This window comes from Massilia atriviolacea (assembly GCF_003953935.1).
GTDB classification, from domain to species: Bacteria; Pseudomonadota; Gammaproteobacteria; order Burkholderiales; family Burkholderiaceae_D; genus Telluria_A; species Telluria_A atriviolacea.
Genome location: NZ_RXLQ01000001.1, coordinates 494,067 through 515,989, shown reverse-complemented (window position 1 = coordinate 515,989; position 21,923 = coordinate 494,067). Strand labels below are relative to the sequence as shown.

The window sequence follows — 21,923 nt, the reverse complement described above, 5'->3', positions numbered from 1 at the left end:
TTCACGGCGTCCATTATATTGGACGGATGGATGCATTAATGGACGATACGGGAAAGGCCATCGCGCGCCGCCTGCGCCTCGAACGCGATGCGCGCGGCTGGTCGCTGGCGGACCTGGCGGCACGCTCCGGCGTCGCCAAGGCCACCATCAGCAAGATCGAGCGCGAGGAGACCAGTCCCACGGCGGTCATCCTGGTGCGGCTGGCCGGCGCCTTCGACCTGACCCTGGCCGGTCTGCTGCTGCGCGCCGAAGGGCATGACGACGCCAGCCGCGTCATGCGCGCGGCGCAGCAGGCGGTGTGGCGCGACCCGGAGAGCGGCTATGCGCGCAGGCAAATCTACGCGCGCCCCGATCACCCCGTCGAAATCGTGCAGGTCGACATGCCGCCGGGCCAGCGCGTGGTGCTGCCCGCGTCATCGTACGCGCACATCCGCCAGGCGCTCTGGGTCCGGAACGGGCCCTTGACGGTAGTCGAGGGGGGCGAGCAGCATCGCCTGGAGGCCGGCGACTGCCTCGGTTTCGGGCTGCCGTCCGAGGTGACGATTGCCAACGAGGGCACGGAGCCCTGCCAGTACGTGGTGGTTCTTTCGAGGAGTTGAGCATGTCCGGCATTCACATTCGTCCCCTGTCGGCCACGCCGGCGCTGATCGACACCCTTGCGGCACTGCTGGCCGAGGTGGTCGCGCAAGGCGGCTCGGTCGGCTTCATGCACCCGCTCGACAAGGCGCAAGGGCGCGCCTTCTGGGAGCGCGCGCTGCAGGCGGCGGCCGATGGCCAGCGCATCGTGTATGGCGCGTTCGACGGCGCTACGCTGGCGGCAACGGTGAGCCTGCTGCTCGACTGTCCGCCCAACCAGCCGCACCGCGCGGAAATCGCCAAGATGATGACCTTGCCGCGCTACCGTGGGCGCGGGATCGCGGCGGCCTTGCTGCGGGAGGCTGAAGCGGCTGCCGTGGAGCGGGGAAAGACCTTGCTGGTGCTCGACACCGCCAGCGAGGGCGGCGCGGCCGGGCTCTACGAGAAACACGGCTTCACCCTGACCGGGGAAATCCCCGACTACGCGCTCAAGCCGCATGGCGGCCTGACGGGCACGCTGTTGTACTGGAAACGGATCGGGATTGAGCGCGCCTGACACCGCTTCGGCTTGCCGATGCAGCAAAAAGACCCGGACACCTGCCTGCAAGGGGCAGCGATCATCGTACTAACAAAGGTTAAATATGGACGCAAAAATCAGTGTTGACAAGCTATGGATCGATGACGATATGGTTGAGCTACATATCGTGGTGAGCGATGGCACGTCGACATTCAGTAACAAGGTGTATGCAGGACATCGCAAACTGAAGGATGTCGTCGCAGGATTGGACCAGTTTAGGCATCAGGTCCATGGTGGCATCTACGACCTGCGATTCGGGCAATTCGGCCCTGAATATGCGTCCGGCGCATTTCATGCCCGGCTGCATTTTCAGGATGGGGGACGGCTGTACATCACTGTCGTTGCTCAGTCAGAGTATATCGATTTCGGCAAGAAGCATGTCGCTCGCGAAAGCACTTTATATCTGACCACCGAACCGGCGCAGCTCGATGATTTCGTGCGCGCCTTGCGAGCCGTCAGCGACGGCCACAGCGACAATGCCACCCTGGACGCGTCGCCGCCTTGGGGCGGCTGACAGTCCGCGCAGAAAAAAAGCGGGCGGTTATGCCGGAAGGGGGTAGACGTAGAAGAAGTCGTCGTCGCGCGTCCACCCTTTCGCTTCATATAGCGCTTGCGCGTTCGCGTTGGTATGCGCGGTCGACAGCGCAAGACGGATTGCCCCAACCGTCTTCGCAAAATCGATGGAAGCGGAAAGCAGCCCGGCACCGACGCCCTTGCGCCGCCCCGCCGCATTCACGAACAGATCGTTGACGATATAAATCCGCCCGAGCGACACACTCGAAAAGCTCGGGTATAACTGGGCAAACCCGACAGGCTCGGTGCCGTCATGCGCGATAAACACGACCGACTCGCCGTGATTAAACCGGTCTGTCAGAAACTGCTTCGCGGCCGCCACATCGCTTTCGCGTTCGTAGAACTGGCGGTAGCCGTCGAACAAAACTGACAATGCGTCGAGATCGGCAAGTACGGCCTGTCGAATCTGAATAGTGCTCATGCGTTTTTCATCCATGAAAGATTTTAAGAAGCAGGGTATCCTGCTTAAATTGCAATGTATCACCAAAATTGAAAAGGCTTGCGTGCGATGGATGAAGCGACCAGGAAGGAAATTCTGGATGGGGGACGCAAGGCGCACGAGCTCACCGAGTCGGCCTACCGCGATAACCCGGCAACGCGCGGCCAAGCGGCCTGGGCGGAAAAGCAGAGAATTCTCCTCGCCGACATGGCCCTGCACCTGCTGCAGACGGCGCTGCGGGACGGCGCACTTCCAGCCGATGAGCTCAAGCGCAATCTGCATGCCATCCTGACGGTGTCCGAGCAATTCATCCCGGACCAAGGCCTGAAAGCGATTGCCGACCGCTTGTACGCCGACTGACGGTAGAATGTCCATAGGAAAACAATTCTAAAAGGACAATCCATGCGCGTTAGCTTCGTGTTTCTGTTTGCCGCCCTGGTCGGCGCCACCTCCGTGCAGGCCGATCCGCTCGATGACGCCATCGTCGCCGAGATGAAACGCGGCAAAGTGCCCGGTCTCGGCATCGCCGTCGTCAAGGATGGCAAGATCGTCAAGGAAATGGGGTATGGCGACGCCGATGTCGAAAACGGCGTGCGGGTGACGCCGCAGACCGTTTTCCAGTCCGGCTCCGTCGGCAAGACGTTCACGGCCGCGCTGGTGATGCTGCTCGCGGAAGACGGCAAGCTCTCGCTCGACGATCCCATCTCGCGCCACCTGGCCAAGACCCCCAGGGCATGGCAAAAGATCACGATCCGCCACTTGCTGACCCACACGTCCGGCCTGGGCGACCCCTACGCGAAGCTGGACATGCGCAAGGATTACACGGACGAGGAACTGATCGCACTGGAAGCGGCCATCCCGGTCCTGTCCGCGCCCGGTGAGAAGTGGTCGTACAGCAATATGGGCTACCACTTGCTGGGCTTCATCTGCAACAAGGTCGGCGGCAAGTTCTACGGCGACCAGCTACGCGAGCGCATTTTTGCGCCGCTGGGCATGAGCACGCGGGTCATCAGCGAAAGCGACATCATCCCGCACCGCGCCCGTGGCTACGAGCGCATCGATGGCGTCCTGAAGAACCAGCAATGGGTGGCGCCGCGCCTGAACACCACCGCCGACGGCAGCCTGTACCTGACCGCGCGCGACCTGGCGCTGTGGGATCTGGCGCTGTACGACGACAAGATCCTTAACGCGCGCGTGCGCGAAGCGAGCTGGACGCCGGCAAAACTCAACGATGGCAAGACCGCGCAATATGGCCTGGGCTGGCAGCTCGATTCGCGCAACGGGCACCGCGTGATCGGCCATGGCGGTGCATGGCAGGGATTCAAAGCCGATTTCGTGCGCTATGTGGATGACAAGCTGACGGTCGTGGTGCTCGCCAATTCGGCGGCGGCCCGCCCGAACAGGTTTGCCGATCTGATCGCGGCCCATTACGAGCCGGCGCTGGCGCGCAAGCTGGCGGTAGCGATTGCGGAAACCGAACCGGCCGTCAACACGCGCGTGCGCGAGCTGGTCGAACAGCTGGCCGGCGGCGTGTTGCCCGCGGGGCTGGACGCCAGCGTCAACAAGCAGTTTTCGCCGGCATTCCTGAAAATGCTGGCATCGGAAGGCCGCGAATGGGGCGCTGTGCAATCGGTCGAGGCACTCGCGCGCGAGACCGAGGGAGAAAAGCGGCGCTACCGTTATCGGGTCAACTACGCCGACACTGCGGTGCTGGTGAACATCGGCTTCGGCAAGGACGGCGTCGTCGATGTACTGAAACTGCGCCTCGAATAGATCGCACCAGAGGGGTGGGAGCGTCGGGTTGGCTTTACGTCAAGCATTGGAGTTGTCAATGTGATTCGGTATGATAACGATATGGACGATAAAAAGAACAGACAGAGCTGGCTCGGCGCCGGCTTGCAGGCACTTGCCGACGACGGCCCCGAAGGTTTGCGCATCATGACGATCGCGCAAAAGATGGGGGTCACCAAGGGCAGTTTTTACTGGCACTTCAAGAATCTGGAAGACTACCAATCCGCGCTGCTGGAAGAGTGGGAGCAGGTGCACACCCAGCAGGTGATGGATATTGTCGACCAGCAGGATGTGGATGTCGCCAGCAAACTCGCCAAGCTGTTCACGGGTGGGCCGCCGCACCTGTTCACCTTGGGCCGGGCGATCCGCGCCTGGTCGATGACCAACGAGCAGGTCAGGGAAGTGCAGGAGCGGGTCGACCGCAAGCGGGTCGATTACGTCGCCAGGCTGCTGACCGATATCGGCTGGCCGGCCGATCAGGCGCCGGTGATCGCACGCTGGAACTACTGCGCCTTCATCGGACACGCCGCCATTGGCGCGCCCGAAATGAGCGAGGCCGAAATCGGCACGGTGGTGCAGTTGCTGACGCCGCCGCGCAAAGGGTAGGTTTCACTTTCGCTGGCGCCTGCCGCCCGCGATATCAGTCCGGACCGCCACTACCTATGCCATCTATCGACCTATGGTGCGCAGCGTCGCGCTCGATGTTGCGCATCCTTTCTTTGGCGCCGCAATGACGAAGTCGGCCGGGTAGCCGACTTCGTTTGGAGCGTGTCACGTTCAAGGCAACATGGCGGCCATCTCGTTTTCAATCCGGAAGCGTGAGTGTCAACCGCCGATGATCGACGTTACTAGTCGAAGTTTACCCGGACTTCCGGGCCGTTCAGCTTCCAGGCGTTACGTGCAATCGGCGAATCCTTCGCCTGCGATAATTTCGTCAATGCCTTGTTAATCGCTGCATCGTATGCGGCAGGAGAGACTGCCGAAAATTGCGAACGGCTTTGGCTGAATGTGAGTGTGAGCTTTTTTGAACCACTTTGCGCGGTGATCGACGTCGGCCGCAATGTCTCGAACTTGCCGATCAATTCATTCAGGAGAAAGGTTACGGCAACGACGGTAAGCGCAGTTGTAAAGGTGGCTGCATAAACCACCACATTGGATGCCGCCCTGATGGCCGGATCGAGTATCAGGTCGCGCGACGCGAGGGGGCCGCTTTCCCAGGCGCCAGCCTCCGTATAGCTGATGACCTCGGTGCTGGATCCGGAGAACGTAACAACGCCTGCATTGCTGACATTGTTCGCAATGATCGTGCCGGTATCTTGCAGATTGCCAAACCATAACTGATACTGATCGATCGGGGTGAGTACTGCCTGGCCGATGTCCATGCCGCTCGCGGTATTGACGAAAATTGTGTTGCCGGCCATATCGCTAAGAATTTCATGCGGATTGCGGGCAAGAGAGTTGTTAACGGTTAAGGTTCCAGCCGTCCCGCCATTGGCGGGGGACGAAAACTCCCCGCCGGAGCTGAGGCTCACCGTCTGCCCCAGGTTCATCGTCACCGGTTTGCCACCAGCACTGAATGTTACCGATCCATCGACCTCGGTCACCGTCCCATAATTGACTTGGTAGGATGGCACCGAGATTTGAAAATTGTTTTCGTACTCATAGCTCGGGCTGCTTGCCGTCGCAATGGGGCCGAGGGACTGCCAGATGACGGTGTATTGGCCGTTAACCATTTTGGCCAGATAGAGGCTGTAATTATTGTTCTGCTGGTTGGTCAGTTGGGTTGGATCGATGTAAACAGTGATGGTTTCGGCAGACATGCTCATCTCCTTGAAAGCGCCGCATAATTGCGGCGTAGTTCCAAGATAAACTTGCTCTGTTTATATTGTAATCACTCCAATAGGGTAGTTGTTTCCGAGCGTAGCCGAATGGCTAGCTCAGCCACGCTATGTACCGCAAATGCGCGAAAGATTGAACGGCGGTGCACGGCAACGGTTTGGTGGCTGATCGCCATATATCGAGCAATCTGTTTGCTGGTAAGCCCTCGTACGACATGGTTTGCAACTTCACGTTGTCGAGGCGTCAGGGCGGCCCACGTATCCGGGATGCTGATTCCGTGTTGTTATTTATTAATTTTGATGCGGATGCGGATGTGGGCGCTGAGGGAGGAAACAAAGCTGTCTGGACCGCAACGCACGCTAATTGTGCGGCCGTGTTTAGCTGCAGTTTGATAAGTATGTTTGAGCGGTGTTTGCGTACCGTGTAGTACGCTATATCGAGTATGGCGGCGATGTGTCGGGTATCTAGTCCTTGGCCAAGCAACTCAAGAATCTGAGTCTCGCGCGTCGTGAGTTTTTTGTTCTGCTGACGCGACATCATGCCCTTAAGTGTTCGTGGAAAAGGTGAAAGGGTGCCTCGCCCATTATGACTGTTTCAACGTAAATACAACATGATGGCGTTTATTAATTCATAACTTTTTGAGAATTAGCGCCGGAGCTCGATCGGATATGCAGATTGGTTTATGTCCGATTTAACTTCGCTTAATTGGCGGCAACTAAAAGGTCCCGCTGGCACTATGCGAATCGCACCCGAGGCATGTTGCGGCATATTTGTGCGCGGATAAAATCAAGGAATGCCCTTGACTTCAGCGGCAGGTGATTGCGGTGTGGGTAATGCAAATACACCGTCCGCCAGGACGCTGTGTTACCGCGCAGTTTTGGCTATCTGGCTCCAAGGGAATAACGGTGGCGAGGGCAGTTGCGCCTTGCAGTAGGGCCAAACCTGGCACAGAGATTGACATTATGTCGAAGTCTGACATAATGTCATCCATGACGATCACCGAAAACGAACTACTCCTACGCGAAGGCAAGAAGATTGTCGAAGCGCTCGGCCGCACCCTGGCGCCCATGGTGGAAGTCGTGCTGCACGACCTCACCCGACCGGCCTCGTCCATCGTCGCGATCTCGAACAGCCTGTCCGGCCGCGAAGTGGGCGATCCGACCACCGAGATCGGCATGGCGCGGATCACCGATCCCGGCTTTCCGGACATCCTGCAGAACTACCCCAACCAGTTTCCCGACGGCCGTCCGGCAAAAAGCACCTCGATCGGCTTGCGCAACAGCGCCGGCGAATACGTGGCCGCGCTGTGCATGAACGTGGACATTTCCATGCTGACCAGCGTCGCCGCCAGCCTGTCGCAGCTCGCGCAAACCCAGCCGGCGGACATGCCCATCCGTGAAACGCTGGCCGCCCCGCGCCTCGACGAACTGCGCGCCGCGCTCGACGCCTTCGCCGGCCGGCTTAACAAGACACCGCACACCCTCACGCCCGCCCAGCGCCGCGACGCCGTGCATCAACTGGCCAACGCCGGCCTGATGGACCTGAAAAACGCCCAGGCGGTCGTGGCGAGCATGCTCGGCGTCGCCCGGCCCACCGTCTATTCCTATCTTCCACAGAAAGATCCATCGCCATGATCCAGCTTCCCATTTCCTTCGACGATGTGGCGCGGGCGCACGAGCGCATCGCCGCCGCAGTCCACCGCACGCCCGTGCTGACCTCGACCACCGCCAACGAGCGCAGCGGCGCCCAGATCTTCTTCAAGTGCGAGAATCTGCAGCGCACCGGCGCCTTCAAGATGCGCGGCGCCTACAACGCGCTGGCGCAGTTTTCGCCGGAGCAGCGCGCCTGCGGCGTCGTCACTTTCTCGTCCGGCAACCACGCTCAGGGCATCGCGCTGGCGGCCAGACTGCTGGGCATCAAGGCGGTGATCGTGATGCCGCTCGACGCGCCGGCGATCAAGGTGGCGGCCACGCGCGGCTACGGCGCCGAGGTCGTCACCTACGACCGCTACACCGAAGACCGCGAAGCGATCGGCAGGGCGCTGGCGGCCGAGCGCGGCCTGACCCTGATTCCGCCCTACGACCACGTGCACGTGATGGCCGGGCAGGGCACCGCCGCCAAGGAACTGATCGAAGACGCCGGCCCGCTCGACGTCCTGCTGGTGCCGCTCGGCGGCGGCGGCCTGCTGTCCGGCTGCGCGACCGCCGCCAAGGCCATGAACCCGGACTGCCGCGTGTTCGGCGTGGAGCCGGAGGCGGGCAACGACGGCCAGCGCAGTTTCCGCAGCGGCGAGATCGTCCACATCGCCACGCCCGACACCATCGCCGACGGCGCCCAGACCCAGCACCTGGGCCAGCACACCTTTGCCGTCATCCGCGAGCGGGTCGACGATATTCTGACCGTGTCCGACGCCGAACTGGTCGAGGCGATGACGTTTTTCGCCGGCCACATGAAAATCACCGTGGAGCCGTCCGGTTGCCTGGGCGCGGCGGTGGCGCTCAATCCGCGCTACGACTTCAGGAACAAGCGCGTCGGGGTGATTCTCTCGGGCGGCAATATCGACCTGCAGCGCATGGCGATGCTGATCCAGAAGGCGGCCTGATGGCACTGACTTCCTACCTCGGTTCCCACCCGCGTATCGGCGGGCAGACCTATATCCATCCTTCGGCGCAAGTCATCGGCGAGGTGACCCTGGGTGAGGATTCATCAATCTGGTGCAATGCGGTGGTGCGCGGCGACGTCAATCGCATCGTGGTCGGGCGCTGCTCGAATATCCAGGATTTCGTGATGTGCCATGTCTCGCACAAGCATCCCGGCAAGCCGCTCGGCTCGCCGCTGGTCATCGGCGACTACGTCACCATCGGGCATAACGCGATCCTGCACGGATGTACCATCGGCGACGAATGCCTGGTCGGGATGGGCGCCATCGTGATGGACGATGCCGTCATTTCATCGCGGGTAATGGTCGGTGCGGGCAGCCTGGTGCCGCCTGGCAAAGTGCTGGAAAGCGGCTTTTTGTATGTCGGCCGCCCGGTGCGCAAGGTGCGCGCGCTGACGGAGGAAGAATCGGCCTTCCTCAGATACTCGGCCGAGCATTATGTGCGGGTGAAGAACAATTATCTCTCCGGAGCGTAAGACAAAAAAAATGCCGCTCCGGAGAGCGGCATTTTTCATCCTGCATCCGGACCGCTTAGTCGGCGGCGTAGATGTCGTTGTCCTTGGTTTCGCGGACAAACAGGCCACCGATAACGACCGTGATCAGCGCCACGATAATCGGGTACCACAGGCCGTAGTAAATATCGCCCTTGTACGCCACCAGTGCGAACGCGGTGGTTGGCAGCAGGCCGCCGAACCAGCCGTTACCGATATGGTAAGGCAGCGACATCGAGGTGTAGCGGATGCGGGTCGGGAACATTTCCACCAGCATGGCCGCAATCGGGCCGTACACGGCGGTCACATACAGTACCAGGATGAACAGCAGCAGCACCACCATCGGTTTGTTGATCTGCTCGCTGTCGGCCTTGGCAGGATAGCCGGCCGCCTTGATCGCGCCGCCGATTTCCGCTTTCAGCGCGGTTTCCTTGGCTTTGCTGTCGGCGTCGAAGTTCAGGCCGTCCGGGGTCATGACCGCATTGAACGAGGTGTATTCCTTCTCGCCGATGCGCACCTTGGCGATCGCGCCGGCTGGCGCGTCTTCCTTGGTGTAGCTGACCGAGGACTGGGTCAGCATGCCGGAGGCAATATCGCAGGACGACGGGAATTTCTTGGTGCCGGTCAGGTTGAACTGGAAGTGGCAGGATTGCGGATCGGCAACGACGACCACTGGCGAGCTTTGCAGCGCGGCTTCGAGGGCCGGGTTGGCGTAGTGGGTGATGCCCTTGAAGATCGGGAAGTAGGTGACCGCGGCAATCGCGCAGCCCGCCAGGATGATCCATTTACGGCCGATCTTGTCCGACAGCGTACCGAATACGATGAAGAACGGCGTCGCCAGCAGCAGCGAAATGGCGATCAGGATGTTGGCGGTGGCGCCGTCGACCTTGAGCGTCTGGGTCAGGAAGAACAGGGCGTAGAACTGGCCGGTGTACCACACCACTGCCTGGCCCATGGTCAGGCCGACCAGTGCGAGGAAGACGATCTTGGCGTTCTTCGGCTTGAGGAAGGCTTCCGACAGCGGTGCCTTGGAGGTCTTGCCTTCGGCTTTCATCTTGGCAAACGCCGGCGATTCGTTCATCGACAGGCGGATCCAAACGGACACGCCCAGCAGCAGGACGGAAACCAGGAACGGGATGCGCCAGCCCCATGCGGCGAACTCGGGTTCGCCGAGGGCGGTACGCGTGCCCAGGATCACCAGCAGCGACAGGAACAGGCCCATGGTGGCGGTGGTCTGGATCCAGGAGGTGAAGAAACCGCGCTTGCCGTGCGGCGCGTGCTCGGCCACATAAGTTGCCGCGCCGCCGTACTCGCCGCCCAGTGCCAGGCCCTGCAGAATGCGCAGGGTGACCAGGATGATTGGCGCGGCAATGCCGATGCTGGCGTAGCTCGGCAGCAGGCCCACGAAGAAGGTCGATGCGCCCATCAGCAGGATGGTGACCAGGAAGGTGTACTTGCGGCCGATCATGTCGCCGAGGCGGCCGAACACCAGCGCCCCGAACGGACGCACGATGAAGCCGGCGGCGAAGGCGAGCAGGGCGAAGATGAAGGTGGTGGTGGGATCGCCGACGAAAAACTGCTTGGCGATGATCGGCGCGAGCGCGCCGTACAGGTAGAAGTCGTACCATTCGAACACCGTGCCCAGGGAAGAGGCAAAAATGACCTTGCGTTCTTCCTTGGTGAGTCCCTCGGCGGCGGGATTCCCCCTGCGCCCGTCGATCGCGTTGCCGGGTGTGATTGCCATATGTGTCTCCGTGTTTAATATAGTTATTGCGTCATCGGAATAGCCGTATGTATCCAGCTAGGTCCGAGTGTGGACTGCGAAACTTACGCGATGCTTGCTTGGAACTTACATGGAACTTACTTTTTCGATATCGAAAAAGCAGGTGTTTTGTGTAAATACAATCATCTGTTGTCGGAGGGGATTTGTGGGCATGCGCCATGGGTTTTTCAGAGGTGCCCGGCCGCGCCCGATGCGGTGCCAGCGCCGCCGATGCTCGGCATCGCAGCAGTTCAAGCGGCGCGCAGCGTGGCCAACAGAAAGAATTTCGGAAAGCCGAGATGATCATCAGCTCAGGCCGGCTGGCCGAGGTGTTTCGCCGCCTCGCGCCGGGTCAGCGGCGACAGCGCCTCGCCCTGCGCCAGCAGGAATGCGCGTACCGCCGCCGGGTCATGGCGGGCGTAGTCGCGCAAGCCCCAGCCGATCGCCTTGCGGATGAAAAAATCGTCCTCGTGCGCCAGCCGCGCCGCATAGCCGAACAGCCGCGCCGGATCGGTGTCGGCGCGCCACCCCAGCTGATGCAGCATGGCGACGCGGCGCGTCCACAGGTCCGCGTGGCGCACGGCCTCGTCCATGCGCGGCTGGCGCAGCGCCCTGTCCGCGCGCACCACTGTGCCGGTCACGACCGCCAGCGCATCGACCGTGTCCCACCACGAGGCCTGGCGCGCCAGCGCGAGCAGCGCATCGATGTGCGCGCAGTCGAGCCGCTTTGCATGGGCGGCGAGCAGGTCGATGGCGGCATACTGGCATTCGCGCTGCGGCGCCCGCCACAGCGCGGCGGCGGCGTCGAGCAGCACATCGGCATCGGCACCCTTGAGGCTGCGCACCAGCGGCGCGATCGCCGCGCGCCGCGCCGGCGTGGGGACGCCGTGGAAGGCGAACTGGCCGCGCATGTAGGCGCTCATGCGCGCCGCCTGCGCCGGATCGGCCAGCGCGGCCAGCGTTGTTTTCATTTGTTCGGCAATACGCATGGTCGGGTTTTTCGAGGCGTTGGGGGAGGGCGCGATTGCTGCAAATAATTTTGCGAACGACCGTACTAAAATGTGCTATTCTCGTAGCGATCAACACAGCGCATTGCGCATACTAATCCAACTCAGGAGACACAAATGATAGATGCCGTCATCGTATCGACCGCCCGCACCGGCCTGGCCAAATCGTGGAAAGGTGCGTTCAACATGACGCACGGCGCCACTCTCGGCGGCCATGTGCTGCAGGCCGCCATCGCGCGCGCCGGGATCGAGCCGGGCGAGGTGGAGGATGTCATCATCGGCTGTGCCAATCCGGAAGGCGCCACCGGCGCCAACATCGCGCGCCAGATCGCCTTGCGCGGCGGCTGCCCGGTGTCCACGGCCGGCATGACGGTCAACCGTTTCTGCTCGTCGGGCCTGCAGACCATCGCCCTGGCGGCGCAGCGCATCATTGCCGGCGAGGGCGATATCTACGCCGCCGGCGGCGTCGAATCGATTTCCTGCGTGCAGCAGGAGATGAACCAGCACATGCTGGCCGATCCCTGGCTCAAGGAACACAAGCCGGAAATCTACTGGCCCATGCTGCAAACGGCCGAAACCGTCGCCAGGCGCTATAACATCGGGCGCGACCGCCAGGACGAATATGGCGTGCAGAGCCAGCAGCGTGCCGCCAATGCCCAGGCCGCCGGCCTGTTCAACGCCGAAATCGTGCCGATGACCACCACCATGGGCGTGGCCGACAAGGCCTCGGGCATGCTGCTCACGCGCGAAGTGACCATCGGCGCCGACGAAGGCATCCGTGCCGACACCACGCTCGAAGCCGTTTCCAAGATCCGCAGCGCGGTGCCGGGCGGCGTGATTTCGGCCGGTAACGCCAGCCAGTTCTCGGACGGCGCCTCGGTTGCCATCCTGATGAGCAGCAATGTCGCGCAAGCGCGCGGCCTGCAGCCGCTCGGCATCTTCCGTGGCTTTGCCGTGGCCGGATGCGAGCCGGACGAGATGGGCATCGGCCCCGTGTTTGCGATTCCCAAGCTGCTGAAAAAGGCGGGCCTGTCGGTGGCCGACATCGGCCTGTGGGAACTGAACGAAGCGTTCGCGGTCCAGGTCTTGTACTGCGCCGACCGCCTCGGCATCCCGATGGACCGCCTCAACGTCAACGGCGGCGCCATTGCCGTCGGCCATCCCTACGGCGTCTCCGGCGCCCGTTTGGTCGGTCACGCCCTCATCGAAGGCAAGCGCCGTGGCGTCAAGTACGTCGTTGCCACGATGTGCATCGGTGGCGGCCAGGGCGCCGCAGGCCTGTTCGAAGTCGTCTGATCCACGCCGGGGCGCGCCGCTCCGGCGCCGCCCCGCTTCCAACCCGGGACACTAGATGCAATCAAAGATATTGTCGCGCCGCGACCTCGACTTCCTGCTCTACGAATGGCTGGATGTCGAGGCGCTGACCGCGCGTCCGCGCTTTTCCGACCACAGCCGCGAAACCTTCAACGCGGCCATCGATACCGCCGAACAGATCGCCACCGACCTGTTTGCGCCGCATAACAAAAAGAACGATCAGCACGAGCCGCATTTCGATGGGCAGACGGTGACGATCATTCCCGAAGTAAAAACCGCACTCGACGCCTTTTCCGCCGCCGGCCTGATGGCGGCCGGGCAAGACTACGAATTCGACGGCATGCAGCTGCCCTGCGTGCTGGAAAAAGCGGTGACTGCCTATTTTACGGCTGCCAACGTGGCCACCTCGGCCTATATCTTCCTTACCATCGGCAACGCCAACACCTTGCTCAAGACGGCCACGCCGCAGCAGATCGCGCGTTTCGTGCGGCCTTTGTATGCGGGCAAGTTCTTCGGGACGATGTGCCTGTCGGAACCGCAGGCCGGTTCCAGCCTGTCCGACATCAGCACCCGCGCCGAACCGGACCCGGTCGACGGCCCCGACGGCGAGCGCCAGTACCGCCTGTCCGGCAACAAGATGTGGATTTCCGCAGGCGAGCACGAGCTCGCAGGCAATATCGTGCACCTGGTGCTGGCCAAGATTCCCGGTCCGGACGGCCGCCTGATTCCGGGCGTTAAGGGCATCTCCCTGTTCATCGTGCCCAAGTTCCTGGTCGGCGACGATGGCGAGCCGGGCGAACGCAACGACGTCGTGCTGGCCGGCCTGAACCACAAGATGGGCAACCGCGGCACCACCAACTGCCTGCTCAACTTCGGCGAAGGCCGCTACAAGCCGCTCGGCAAGGCCGGTGCGGTCGGCTACCTGGTCGGCCAGCCGCACCAGGGCCTGGCGAATATGTTCCACATGATGAACGAAGCGCGCATCGGCGTGGGCCTGGGCGCGGCCGTGCTGGGCGTGACCGGCTACCTGCACGCGCTCGATTACGCGCGCAGCCGTCCGCAAGGGCGCCATCCGGCCGAAAAAGACCCGGTCAAGCCGCAGTTGCCGATCATCGAACACACCGACGTGCGGCGCATGCTGCTGGCCCAGAAAGCCTACGCCGAAGGCGCCATGGCGCTGGTGCTGTACTCGGCGCGCCTGGTCGACGAGCAGCGCACCGCGCCCGATGCGGATGCGCGCGCCCACGCCGGCCGCCTGCTCGACTTCCTCACGCCGATCACCAAATCGTGGCCGTCGCAGTGGTGCGTGGAAGCGAACAGCCTGGCCATCCAGGTACACGGCGGCTACGGCTACACGCGCGAATACAATGTCGAACAGTTCTACCGCGACAACCGCCTCAACGCCATCCATGAGGGCACGCACGGCATCCACGGGCTCGACCTGCTGGGCCGCAAGGCATCGATCCAGGAAGGTGCGCTGTTCAAGGCCATCGGCGGTGAAATTGCCGCCACGATTGCCAGGGCGCGCGCGGCGGATGTGTCGGTGGACCTGCACGCCAACGCCGACCTGCTCGAAGAGCAATGGCAGCGCATCGCCGGCGTCACCAAGACGCTGTACGCGGCCGGCGACATGAACAAGACCCTGGCCAACGCCAGCCTGTACCTGGAAGCGGTCGGCCACACCGTGGTCGCCTGGATCTGGCTGGAACAGGCGCTGGTGGCCACGCGTGCGCTGTCGGCGTCGCCGTCCGCCGACGACAGCAACTTTTATCACGGCAAGCTGCAAGCGAGCCGTTATTTCTTCCACTGGGAGCTGCCCAAGGTCCAGCAACAGCTCGACCTGCTGGCCAGCATCGACACCACCACGCTCGACATGCAGGATGCGTGGTTCTGAGGACCGACCGAACAATGATCAAACACATCGTCATGTGGAAGCTGAAGGACTTTGCCGAAGGCGCCGACCGCGCCACCAACGCGCGCAAGATGAAGGAGCAGCTCGAAGCGTGCAGGAATATCGTGCCGGGCATGTTCGCCTTCGACGTCGCGCTGGCCCAGCCGGGCCTGGAAGCGACCTACGACGTGGTGCTGTACTCGGAATTTGCCGACCAGGAAGCCTTGAAGGCGTACGCCGGGCATCCGACCCACCACGCACTCAAACCATTCTTTGGCGCCATTCGTGAAGCGCGCCAATGCATGGATTACCACATCTGAACACGACAGCAGACCAACAAGGACAAGCGATGCGCACTACGCAAGAATTATTTTCCCTCGCCGGCAAGACGGCACTGATCACCGGCGGCTCGCGCGGACTGGGCCTGCAAATGGCCGAAGCGCTGGGCGAGCAGGGCGCCAAAATCGTCATCTCCTCGCGCAAGCAGGCCGACCTGGACGAAGCGTGCGCCCATCTGAAGGCGCGCGGCATCGATGCCAGCGCCATCGCCGCCGACCTGGCGCAGGAAGCGCACATCCAGCCGCTGGTGGACGAAACGATGAAGCGCCTCGGCCACATCGACATCCTCATCAACAACGCCGGCGCCAGCTGGGGTGCGGCGGCCGAAGACTATCCGGTCGAGGCCTGGGACAAGGTCATGAACCTGAACATCCGCAGCATCTTTCTGGTGACGCAGGCGGTCGGCAAGGCATCGATGATTCCGCGCAAATACGGCCGCATCGTCAACATCGCTTCCATCGCCGGCCTGGCGGGCAATCCGCCGGGGACCATGAAAACCATCGCCTACAACACCTCCAAGGGCGCGGTGGTCAACTTCACCCGCACCCTGGCCGGCGAGTGGGGCCCGTACGGCATTACGGTGAACGCCATCGCGCCGGGATTCTTCCCGTCCAAGATGACCAAGGGCGTGCTGGAGAGCATCGGCGAAGAAGCGCTGGCCAGGAATGCGCCGCTGGGCCGCATCGGCGACGACGAGGATTTAAAAGGGGCAACCTTGCTGTTCGCGTCCGACGCGGGCAAGCACATCACCGGCCAGACGCTGGCGGTGGACGGCGGAGTATCGGCGGTATGACGGCCGCCACCTACCAGCGCGTGGTCCTGGCGTCGCGTCCGCGCGGCGAAGTCCAGCCAGATAACTTCCGCATCGAGAGCGCGCAACTGCCCGAGCTGGCCGACGGCCAGGTGCTGGTGCGCAACCATTACCTTTCGCTCGATCCGTACATGCGCGGGCGCATGAGCGAAGCGAAGAGCTACGCGGCCTCGCAGGCGATCGGCGAGACCATGATCGGCGGCACGGCCGGCGAGGTGCTGGCATCGAAACATCCCAAGTTTGCCGTCGGCGACAAGGTGGTCGGCATGCTGGGCTGGGCCGAGATGGGCGTGGCCGACGGCGCCACCTTGCGCCGTGTCGACACCACGCACATTCCGCTGTCCGCCTACCTAGGCGTGGTCGGCATGCCGGGCATGACCGCCTGGTACGGCCTGAACCAGATCATGATGCCGAAAGAGGGTGAGACCATTCTCGTCTCGGCCGCCAGCGGCGCGGTCGGCAGCGCGGTGGGCCAGCTGGCCAGGCTGAAAGGCTGCCGCGCGGTCGGGATCGCCGGCGGGCCTGAAAAATGCGCCTACGTCGTCGACGAGCTCGGCTTCGATGCCTGCATCGACTACAAGGCCGGCAAGCTGGCCGAGGACCTGGCCGCCGCCACGCCGGACGGCATCGACGCCATTTTCGAGAACGTCGGCGGGGCCGGCTTCGACGCCGCCTTGCCGCGCATGAATGCCTTCGGCCGGATCGCCCTGTGCGGCCTGATCGCCGGCTACAACGGCGACGAGGTACCGATCCGCAATATGCGCTACATGCTGACCAGCCGCCTGACGGTGCGCGGTTTCATCGTCAGCGAGCACATGGACCTGTGGCCGCAAGGATTGGGCGAACTGGGCCAGCTGGTGGCGGGCGGCAAGATCAAGTATCGCGAAACGGTGGCGCCAGGCCTGGCATCGGCGCCGGACGCCTTCATCGGCCTGCTCAAGGGCCGCAACTTCGGCAAACAACTGGTAAAGCTCATCTGACATGAAAAACTTCCAAGACAAAGTCGCCGTGATCACCGGCGGCGCGAGCGGCCTCGGCCGCGAATTCGCGAAGCGTGCCGCCGGCCTCGGCATGAAGCTGGTGCTGGCCGACGTGCAGCAGGATGCGCTCGACGCCACCCGGGCCGAGCTCGAAGGCGAGGGCGCCCAGGTGCTGGCCATGATCTGCGACGTGCGCAAGGGCGAGCAGGTCCAGGCGCTGGCGGACGCCACCATGGCGCGCTACGGCGCGGTGCATCTGGTGTTCAACAATGCGGGCGTGGGCTCGGGTGGCTTGATCTGGGAAAATTCCGAAGCCGATTGGGAATGGGTGCTTGGCGTCAACCTGTGGGGCGTGATCCATGGCGTGCGCATTTTCACGAAGCTGATGCTCGACTGCGCCAAGGACGATCCCCAGTACGAAGGGCATATCGTCAACACGGCATCGATGGCGGGCCTGCTGAACGCGCCGACCATGGGCGTGTACAACGTGTCCAAGCATGCGGTGGTGTCCTTGACCGAAACCTTGTACCAGGACTTGCAGCTGGTGGAAGCGCCGGTCGGGGCGTCGGTGCTGTGCCCGTATTTTGTACCGACCGGCATCAGCCAGTCGCACCGCAACCGGCCCGAGGACGTCAAGATGACGGGCGGGCCGACCGCCAGCCAGAAGGCGGCGCAGGCGATGACGGTCAAGGCGGTCGAGTCGGGCAAGGTGTCGGCCGGCGACGTGGCGCAGATCACCTTCGACGCGATCCGCGACGGGCAGTTCTACATCTATTCGCATCCGGGCGCGCTGGGCAATGTCGGCGAGCGGATGGACGAGATCGTCAAGGGCATCAATCCGGGCGACCCGTACAAGGCCGCGCCGCATATCCGCGATATGTTGCGGGCCAAGATGAAGGGCTAGGCCGGCCGAGGGGCAGGTGGCAACGGTGCGTTGGCGCTAGTGCATATTTGGCCGGTGCTTCGCCAGAACCTCACACGGCGCCACCGGTGGCGATTGCGTTCAATACTTGAGGAGCGGTCGGTCAGCTGTCATTTACCCACCCTCGCAAGGCTTGTCACGCCAGCATCCGCTCGTGCAATTCCGCCGGGGCATCGTCATACAGCTTGACCACGGTCGAGGTGCGCGTGCCGTACCCCGGAATCTCGATGCACACCGCCGACAGCCCGCGTTCCAGGTCGAGCGCGATGCCCGTGTCGGGCAAGCGCATGTCGGCCGCGCGCGTGGTATCGGCCAGCATTTCGAAGTACGCGTCTTCGGGCGCGCCCTGGCACAGCAGACTGGCAAACTGCGCCTTGGTCCGCACCACTTTCGGCCACGGCGCATCGAGCAAGCTGTTGGAAATGCCGTAAATTCCCGGCTCCAGCGCCTGCCCGTTGCGCGCGTCGCCGCTGCCGCGATTCGAAAACCAGTACATGCCGGTCCGGTCGCCCAGCACCAGGTTAAAACCGTTGTACGCCCCGCTGCCGTCGGCAATCTGCGCGATGTACTCGGCGGCCGTCATCGCGCCCGCCAGGAAGTCGGCCACCAGCGCCCCGCGCGAAGGCGCATCGGTACGGCGTTCCTCGGGCGCACGGATATTGGTCAGCGCCGCAAAGCGCGGACCGTTCGCGCCCTCCTGCGTGATGCCCATCCAGCTGCCGCCGAACTTGAGGTCGCGCCCGGCATAGATGTTCGGATGCTCGGGCCAGATGCCGGCCGGCGCGGTCGGGCGGTCGTAGAATTCGTCGCGGTTGGCGGCGGCGATCAGGGGCACGCCGGGAACGACCTGCCATGCAAAAACAATCAGGCACATGTGCTTATATCCGTAAAAACTTCCGTGTGGCGCGGGCCATCGGTGAACTCATCCAGTCCAGCCTGCCGGACCGCCTGCGCCAATGCAATGTCGAACCCCTCAGGGGTGGCAAGGTAGATTTCCATCCAGGTCTGGCGTGCATCGGACGAGCCCGGACGGCGCTTGACCGTGCCCGCCACGCCCGTTTGCGAAGCCAGCCCGGCCTGCATCGCGCGCACGCGCGGAGCAAGCTGCGCCGCGTGCTCGTCGCGCACCTTGTAGTAAATATACAGGTCGACCATGGCAGTCTAGAGGTCGAGGGCGTCGAGCGCGTAGGGCATGGGCAGCATGCGCAGCGGCACGCCGCTGGCCGAGCCGAGGCGCACGTCGCCCTGCTCGATGGCGGCCAGCTTCATTTCCACCAGCGCATCGACGCCACCGGCGCCATTCGGCGCGCTGTTGACGATCATGCCGCATGGCTGGTCGGGGTCGTCGACGGCGAACACCTCGTCGCCAGCCTGGGCCGGCGCGTTGATGGTCGCCAGCGCGGTGCGGCGCTTGAGCTTGCCCAGATACTGGCTGCGGGCCACGATTTCCTGGCCCGGATAGCAGCCTTTCTTGAAATTCACGCCACCCAGCAACTCGAAATTGACCATCTGCGGAACGAACTGTTCCTGGGTGCGCAGCGTTACCTGGGGCACGCCGGCATGGATCTCGGCCAGGCGCCAGGCATCGCTGCCGGCCTGGCGCAGGGCGGCCGAGAGCGCCGGCCAGGCTGCCTGGGCCGCTTCGGGTGTCGCCAGCCACTGGTAGCGGGCCGCGCCGAAGGCGTCGGCCACGCGCACCAGGGTGCCGAGCGCGTGATCGATGCGGGAATAGGGCGTGGCCGGCAAGCTGCCGAACAGGGGCAGCAGCGCGCCATCGGCCGCGGCCCCGCCAATGCCCAGCAGCACCAGCCCGGCGCCAGCGTCGCTGAGCCTGGCCTTGGCGCGCAGCACGAACATCGACAGGCGCTTTTGCAGCGCCGGCTGGAGTTCGCGCGCCAGCTGCAGGAATACCGACTCGCCGCTGCGCCACATCAGGAAGGTCGCCTGCAGGCGGCCCTTGGGCGTGCAGTAACCCGCCAGGCGCACATCGGCCAGGCCCAGGTGTTCGACGTCGTTGGTCAGCTGATTGTGCAGGAAACTGGCGGCATCGTCGCCGCTGACGGCGATCAGGCCCTGGTCGGTGATGGGGGCGACAAAGCCCATCGCCAGCTCGGGAGCGGTGAGCGCATGGCCGAAATCGGGCACGTGGCCCGAGCCGTCGGCGGCGAGTTGCGCGCCCTGCGACGAGAGATATTCATTCCAGTTGTTCATAAATTCCAAATATTTCCCGGTTTAAGCTTTATCATTACGGGCTCATTATAGAGATGTCGCGAAAATCGCGCCGGACACGGCGTAAAACCACAGAATCGGGTACGGACTTGTTCAAAAAACTTCTCATATTGATCCTCCTGCTGTGTACCGCAGCGATGATGGTCTTCTTCAACTGGGCCAAGGAGCCGATCACCACAGCCGGCGAGCCGATCGCGTTCACGATCCATCCCGGCAGCAGCGTGGTCACGGCCGCCCAGGAGATCGCCGACGCCGGCGTGCCGGTCAACCCCTACATGCTGTCGTTGCTGGCGCGCGCCACCCAGACGGCGTCGAAGATCAAGGCCGGCAGCTACGAGCTCAAGCCCAACACCTCGCCGCGCCGCCTGCTCGACCAGCTGGTGCGCGGCGAATTCGCCCAGGAATCGCTGACCATCATCGAAGGCTGGACCTTCAAGCAGATGCGCCAGGCGGTGGCCGCCAACAAGGGCCTCAAGCACGACACGGCAAGCCTGTCCGATACCGAGCTGCTGGCCAGGATCACCACCGACTACAAGGCGGCCGAAGGTTTGTTCTTCCCGGACACCTACCTGTTCGCCAAGGGATCGAGCGACATGCATATCTACAAGCAGGCGCACACCCTGATGATGAACCGGCTCGGCGCCGCCTGGGAAAAGCGCGACCCCAGCCTGCCTTACGAAAACGCCTACCAGGCGCTGGTGATGGCCTCGATTGTCGAAAAAGAAACCGGGCAGAAGTCCGAGCGCGCCATGATCGCCGGCGTCTTCGTGAACCGCCTGCGCCTGGGCATGATGCTGCAGACCGACCCGACCGTCATCTACGGCATGGGCGACAAGTATGCCGGCAACATCCGCAAACGCGACCTCGAAACCGACACCCCTTACAATACCTATACGCGCACCGGCCTGCCGCCGACCCCGATTGCCTTGCCTGGCGTGCAATCGCTGGCGGCGGCGATGGGCCCGGCCAAGACCGACGCCCTGTATTTCGTGGCGCGCAAGGATGGCACCAGCCAGTTTTCCAGTAATCTGTCCGACCATAACCGGGCAGTGAATCAATATCAACGATAGGCGTTTCCCGTTCCATGACCGACAGTACCGCCTCAAAAGGCAAGTTCATCAGCTTTGAAGGCATCGACGGCGCCGGCAAGTCCACCCACATCGGCTTTGTGGCCGCGACCCTGGCGGCGCGGGGCAAGCGCGTCGTGTCCTCGCGCGAGCCGGGCGGCACCGCGCTCGGCGAAAAGCTGCGCGACCTGCTGCTGCACGAAAAAATGCACCTCGAAACCGAGGCGCTGCTGATGTTCGCCAGCCGCCGCGAGCACATCGCGCAAGTCATCGAGCCGGCCCTGGCGCGCGGCGACTGGGTCATCTCGGACCGGTTCACCGACGCCAGCTTTGCCTACCAGGGCGGCGGACGCGGCCTCGACCGCGCCAAGATGGAAGCGCTGGAGCAGTGGGTCCACCCGCACTTGCAACCGGACCTGACCCTGCTGTTCGACGTGCCGCTCGACGTGGCCCGCGCCCGCCTCGACGCGACCCGCACCCTCGACAAGTTCGAACAGGAAAAAGCCGATTTTTTTGCCGCTTGCCGCAATGAATACCTGCGCCGCGCGGCCCAGTTCCCGGCCCGGATCGTGGTCATCGATTCCACGCAATCGATTGCGCAGATCCAGGCCGCGCTCGGCGACATCCTCGACAAACTGCTGCAAGTGATTGATTAA

Annotated in this window: 26 protein-coding genes; 17 read left to right on the top strand and 9 right to left on the bottom strand. The window is 63.2% G+C overall.

Going from position 1 to position 21,923, the window contains the following annotated elements; translation table 11 throughout:
* Positions 1 to 38 precede the first annotated feature (38 nt).
* The 3 genes from EJB06_RS02175 to EJB06_RS02165 all read left to right on the top strand — a co-directional run bounded on the left by EJB06_RS02175 (position 39) and on the right by EJB06_RS02165 (position 1,667).
* Positions 39 to 599 (top strand): helix-turn-helix domain-containing protein, encoded by a 561-nt coding sequence (locus EJB06_RS02175; RefSeq protein WP_229426886.1) that lies wholly within the window; start codon positions 39 to 41, stop codon positions 597 to 599.
* 2 nt (positions 600 to 601) lie between these two features.
* The gene (locus tag EJB06_RS02170) at positions 602 to 1,132 is read left to right on the top strand and encodes a GNAT family N-acetyltransferase (protein ID WP_126072348.1); all 531 of its coding nucleotides are present in this window, start codon (positions 602 to 604) and stop codon (positions 1,130 to 1,132) included.
* Positions 1,133 to 1,217: 85 nt separating this feature from the next.
* Positions 1,218 to 1,667: a hypothetical protein gene (locus EJB06_RS02165; protein WP_198420738.1), complete on the top strand. Its 450-nt coding sequence runs from the start codon at positions 1,218 to 1,220 to the stop codon at positions 1,665 to 1,667.
* A 27-nt stretch (positions 1,668 to 1,694) separates the two neighbouring features.
* Here EJB06_RS02165 and EJB06_RS02160 read toward each other — a convergent pair whose 3' ends face one another.
* Positions 1,695 to 2,147: a GNAT family N-acetyltransferase gene (locus tag EJB06_RS02160; RefSeq protein WP_126072347.1), complete on the bottom strand. Its 453-nt coding sequence runs from the start codon at positions 2,145 to 2,147 to the stop codon at positions 1,695 to 1,697.
* An 87-nt stretch (positions 2,148 to 2,234) separates the two neighbouring features.
* Between EJB06_RS02160 and EJB06_RS02155 the strand changes: the two genes are divergently transcribed.
* The 3 genes from EJB06_RS02155 (at position 2,235) to EJB06_RS02145 (ending at position 4,562) form a co-directional block, all read left to right on the top strand.
* Positions 2,235 to 2,525, top strand: coding sequence for a PDDEXK family nuclease (locus tag EJB06_RS02155; protein ID WP_126072346.1), 291 nt, complete (start codon positions 2,235 to 2,237; stop codon positions 2,523 to 2,525).
* Between the two features lie 42 nt (positions 2,526 to 2,567).
* Positions 2,568 to 3,938: a serine hydrolase domain-containing protein gene (locus EJB06_RS02150; RefSeq protein ID WP_126072345.1), complete on the top strand. Its 1,371-nt coding sequence runs from the start codon at positions 2,568 to 2,570 to the stop codon at positions 3,936 to 3,938.
* 81 nt (positions 3,939 to 4,019) lie between these two features.
* Complete coding sequence (locus EJB06_RS02145) at positions 4,020 to 4,562, top strand: TetR/AcrR family transcriptional regulator (protein ID WP_126072344.1); 543 nt, start codon at positions 4,020 to 4,022, stop codon at positions 4,560 to 4,562.
* A 242-nt stretch (positions 4,563 to 4,804) separates the two neighbouring features.
* On the opposite strand, the gene EJB06_RS32150 is transcribed toward EJB06_RS02145, so the two are convergent.
* The 3 genes from EJB06_RS32150 to EJB06_RS33030 all read right to left on the bottom strand — a co-directional run bounded on the left by EJB06_RS32150 (position 4,805) and on the right by EJB06_RS33030 (position 6,332).
* Complete coding sequence (locus EJB06_RS32150; RefSeq protein WP_198420737.1) at positions 4,805 to 5,776, bottom strand: hypothetical protein; 972 nt, start codon at positions 5,774 to 5,776, stop codon at positions 4,805 to 4,807.
* Between the two features lie 71 nt (positions 5,777 to 5,847).
* Positions 5,848 to 6,042, bottom strand: a complete 195-nt coding sequence (locus tag EJB06_RS02135; RefSeq protein WP_229426898.1) for a LuxR C-terminal-related transcriptional regulator — start codon at positions 6,040 to 6,042, stop codon at positions 5,848 to 5,850.
* The gene (locus EJB06_RS33030) at positions 6,039 to 6,332 is read right to left on the bottom strand and encodes a response regulator transcription factor (RefSeq protein WP_370660106.1); all 294 of its coding nucleotides are present in this window, start codon (positions 6,330 to 6,332) and stop codon (positions 6,039 to 6,041) included. The genes EJB06_RS02135 and EJB06_RS33030 overlap by 4 nt, the downstream gene beginning before the upstream one ends.
* Before the next feature lie 452 nt (positions 6,333 to 6,784).
* Here EJB06_RS33030 and EJB06_RS02125 point away from each other — a divergent pair, with 452 nt between their 5' ends.
* The 3 genes from EJB06_RS02125 to EJB06_RS02115 are packed head-to-tail and all read left to right on the top strand — an operon-like array spanning position 6,785 to position 8,930.
* Positions 6,785 to 7,429 carry a helix-turn-helix transcriptional regulator gene (locus EJB06_RS02125; RefSeq protein WP_126072342.1) on the top strand — a complete coding sequence of 215 codons (645 nt, stop codon included), beginning with the start codon at positions 6,785 to 6,787 and terminating at the stop codon, positions 7,427 to 7,429.
* Entirely contained in the window at positions 7,426 to 8,397 is a 972-nt protein-coding gene (locus EJB06_RS02120) for a threo-3-hydroxy-L-aspartate ammonia-lyase (protein WP_126072341.1), read from the top strand. The genes EJB06_RS02125 and EJB06_RS02120 overlap by 4 nt, the downstream gene beginning before the upstream one ends.
* A complete protein-coding gene (locus EJB06_RS02115) occupies positions 8,397 to 8,930 on the top strand; it encodes a gamma carbonic anhydrase family protein (protein WP_126072340.1) in 534 nt (177 codons plus the stop codon). The genes EJB06_RS02120 and EJB06_RS02115 overlap by 1 nt, the downstream gene beginning before the upstream one ends.
* Positions 8,931 to 8,985: 55 nt before the next feature.
* On the opposite strand, the gene EJB06_RS02110 is transcribed toward EJB06_RS02115, so the two are convergent.
* A complete protein-coding gene (locus EJB06_RS02110; protein ID WP_126072339.1) occupies positions 8,986 to 10,689 on the bottom strand; it encodes an MFS transporter in 1,704 nt (567 codons plus the stop codon).
* A gap of 329 nt (positions 10,690 to 11,018) precedes the next feature.
* Positions 11,019 to 11,696, bottom strand: a complete 678-nt coding sequence (locus EJB06_RS02105; protein WP_126072338.1) for a DNA alkylation repair protein — start codon at positions 11,694 to 11,696, stop codon at positions 11,019 to 11,021.
* A 135-nt stretch (positions 11,697 to 11,831) separates the two neighbouring features.
* Between EJB06_RS02105 and EJB06_RS02100 the strand changes: the two genes are divergently transcribed.
* Genes EJB06_RS02100 through EJB06_RS02075 form a run of 6 tightly spaced genes read left to right on the top strand, consistent with a single transcriptional unit; the run spans position 11,832 to position 17,953 of the window.
* Positions 11,832 to 13,010 (top strand): acetyl-CoA C-acyltransferase, encoded by a 1,179-nt coding sequence (locus tag EJB06_RS02100; protein ID WP_126072337.1) that lies wholly within the window; start codon positions 11,832 to 11,834, stop codon positions 13,008 to 13,010.
* Positions 13,011 to 13,065: 55 nt separating this feature from the next.
* On the top strand, positions 13,066 to 14,922 hold the full coding sequence (locus EJB06_RS02095; RefSeq protein WP_126072336.1) for an acyl-CoA dehydrogenase: 1,857 nt from the start codon (positions 13,066 to 13,068) through the stop codon (positions 14,920 to 14,922).
* Positions 14,923 to 14,936: 14 nt separating this feature from the next.
* Complete coding sequence (locus EJB06_RS02090) at positions 14,937 to 15,239, top strand: Dabb family protein (RefSeq protein WP_126072335.1); 303 nt, start codon at positions 14,937 to 14,939, stop codon at positions 15,237 to 15,239.
* A 29-nt stretch (positions 15,240 to 15,268) separates the two neighbouring features.
* Positions 15,269 to 16,051, top strand: coding sequence for an SDR family oxidoreductase (locus tag EJB06_RS02085; protein ID WP_126072334.1), 783 nt, complete (start codon positions 15,269 to 15,271; stop codon positions 16,049 to 16,051).
* Positions 16,048 to 17,049: an NADP-dependent oxidoreductase gene (locus EJB06_RS02080; RefSeq protein WP_126072333.1), complete on the top strand. Its 1,002-nt coding sequence runs from the start codon at positions 16,048 to 16,050 to the stop codon at positions 17,047 to 17,049. The genes EJB06_RS02085 and EJB06_RS02080 overlap by 4 nt, the downstream gene beginning before the upstream one ends.
* Position 17,050: 1 nt before the next feature.
* A complete protein-coding gene (locus EJB06_RS02075) occupies positions 17,051 to 17,953 on the top strand; it encodes an SDR family oxidoreductase (protein ID WP_126072332.1) in 903 nt (300 codons plus the stop codon).
* A 154-nt stretch (positions 17,954 to 18,107) separates the two neighbouring features.
* Here EJB06_RS02075 and EJB06_RS02070 read toward each other — a convergent pair whose 3' ends face one another.
* The 3 genes from EJB06_RS02070 to ygfZ are packed head-to-tail and all read right to left on the bottom strand — an operon-like array spanning position 18,108 to position 20,182.
* Positions 18,108 to 18,845 (bottom strand): NRDE family protein, encoded by a 738-nt coding sequence (locus EJB06_RS02070; protein ID WP_126072331.1) that lies wholly within the window; start codon positions 18,843 to 18,845, stop codon positions 18,108 to 18,110.
* Entirely contained in the window at positions 18,836 to 19,126 is a 291-nt protein-coding gene (locus EJB06_RS02065; protein ID WP_126072330.1) for a DUF4936 family protein, read from the bottom strand. Before EJB06_RS02065 ends, EJB06_RS02070 begins: the two co-directional genes overlap by 10 nt.
* 6 nt (positions 19,127 to 19,132) lie before the next feature.
* The gene (ygfZ, locus tag EJB06_RS02060; protein ID WP_126072329.1) at positions 19,133 to 20,182 is read right to left on the bottom strand and encodes a CAF17-like 4Fe-4S cluster assembly/insertion protein YgfZ; all 1,050 of its coding nucleotides are present in this window, start codon (positions 20,180 to 20,182) and stop codon (positions 19,133 to 19,135) included.
* Positions 20,183 to 20,235: 53 nt separating this feature from the next.
* On the opposite strand from ygfZ, the gene mltG reads away from it, so the two are divergent.
* Both mltG and tmk read left to right on the top strand, forming a co-directional pair.
* A complete protein-coding gene (gene mltG, locus EJB06_RS02055) occupies positions 20,236 to 21,270 on the top strand; it encodes an endolytic transglycosylase MltG (protein ID WP_126072328.1) in 1,035 nt (344 codons plus the stop codon).
* Positions 21,271 to 21,284: 14 nt separating this feature from the next.
* Positions 21,285 to 21,923: a dTMP kinase gene (gene tmk, locus EJB06_RS02050; protein ID WP_126072327.1), complete on the top strand. Its 639-nt coding sequence runs from the start codon at positions 21,285 to 21,287 to the stop codon at positions 21,921 to 21,923.

Coding starts and splice junctions, on each gene's coding strand:
- EJB06_RS02115 (WP_126072340.1), top strand. CDS start 8,397: ATGGCACTGACTTCCTACCTCGGTTCCCACCCGCGTATCGGCGGGCAG.
- EJB06_RS02100 (WP_126072337.1), top strand. CDS start 11,832: ATGATAGATGCCGTCATCGTATCGACCGCCCGCACCGGCCTGGCCAAA.
- ygfZ (WP_126072329.1), bottom strand. CDS start 20,182: ATGAACAACTGGAATGAATATCTCTCGTCGCAGGGCGCGCAACTCGCC.
- EJB06_RS02080 (WP_126072333.1), top strand. CDS start 16,048: ATGACGGCCGCCACCTACCAGCGCGTGGTCCTGGCGTCGCGTCCGCGC.
- EJB06_RS02165 (WP_198420738.1), top strand. CDS start 1,218: ATGGACGCAAAAATCAGTGTTGACAAGCTATGGATCGATGACGATATG.
- EJB06_RS02120 (WP_126072341.1), top strand. CDS start 7,426: ATGATCCAGCTTCCCATTTCCTTCGACGATGTGGCGCGGGCGCACGAG.
- EJB06_RS02175 (WP_229426886.1), top strand. CDS start 39: ATGGACGATACGGGAAAGGCCATCGCGCGCCGCCTGCGCCTCGAACGC.
- EJB06_RS02125 (WP_126072342.1), top strand. CDS start 6,785: ATGACGATCACCGAAAACGAACTACTCCTACGCGAAGGCAAGAAGATT.
- EJB06_RS02155 (WP_126072346.1), top strand. CDS start 2,235: ATGGATGAAGCGACCAGGAAGGAAATTCTGGATGGGGGACGCAAGGCG.
- EJB06_RS02150 (WP_126072345.1), top strand. CDS start 2,568: ATGCGCGTTAGCTTCGTGTTTCTGTTTGCCGCCCTGGTCGGCGCCACC.
- EJB06_RS02110 (WP_126072339.1), bottom strand. CDS start 10,689: ATGGCAATCACACCCGGCAACGCGATCGACGGGCGCAGGGGGAATCCC.
- EJB06_RS02170 (WP_126072348.1), top strand. CDS start 602: ATGTCCGGCATTCACATTCGTCCCCTGTCGGCCACGCCGGCGCTGATC.
- EJB06_RS02105 (WP_126072338.1), bottom strand. CDS start 11,696: ATGCGTATTGCCGAACAAATGAAAACAACGCTGGCCGCGCTGGCCGAT.
- EJB06_RS02145 (WP_126072344.1), top strand. CDS start 4,020: ATGGACGATAAAAAGAACAGACAGAGCTGGCTCGGCGCCGGCTTGCAG.
- EJB06_RS02095 (WP_126072336.1), top strand. CDS start 13,066: ATGCAATCAAAGATATTGTCGCGCCGCGACCTCGACTTCCTGCTCTAC.
- EJB06_RS32150 (WP_198420737.1), bottom strand. CDS start 5,776: ATGTCTGCCGAAACCATCACTGTTTACATCGATCCAACCCAACTGACC.
- EJB06_RS02065 (WP_126072330.1), bottom strand. CDS start 19,126: ATGGTCGACCTGTATATTTACTACAAGGTGCGCGACGAGCACGCGGCG.
- mltG (WP_126072328.1), top strand. CDS start 20,236: ATGTCGCGAAAATCGCGCCGGACACGGCGTAAAACCACAGAATCGGGT.
- EJB06_RS02075 (WP_126072332.1), top strand. CDS start 17,051: ATGAAAAACTTCCAAGACAAAGTCGCCGTGATCACCGGCGGCGCGAGC.
- EJB06_RS02090 (WP_126072335.1), top strand. CDS start 14,937: ATGATCAAACACATCGTCATGTGGAAGCTGAAGGACTTTGCCGAAGGC.
- EJB06_RS02085 (WP_126072334.1), top strand. CDS start 15,269: ATGCGCACTACGCAAGAATTATTTTCCCTCGCCGGCAAGACGGCACTG.
- EJB06_RS02070 (WP_126072331.1), bottom strand. CDS start 18,845: ATGTGCCTGATTGTTTTTGCATGGCAGGTCGTTCCCGGCGTGCCCCTG.
- tmk (WP_126072327.1), top strand. CDS start 21,285: ATGACCGACAGTACCGCCTCAAAAGGCAAGTTCATCAGCTTTGAAGGC.
- EJB06_RS02160 (WP_126072347.1), bottom strand. CDS start 2,147: ATGAGCACTATTCAGATTCGACAGGCCGTACTTGCCGATCTCGACGCA.
- EJB06_RS33030 (WP_370660106.1), bottom strand. CDS start 6,332: ATGTCGCGTCAGCAGAACAAAAAACTCACGACGCGCGAGACTCAGATT.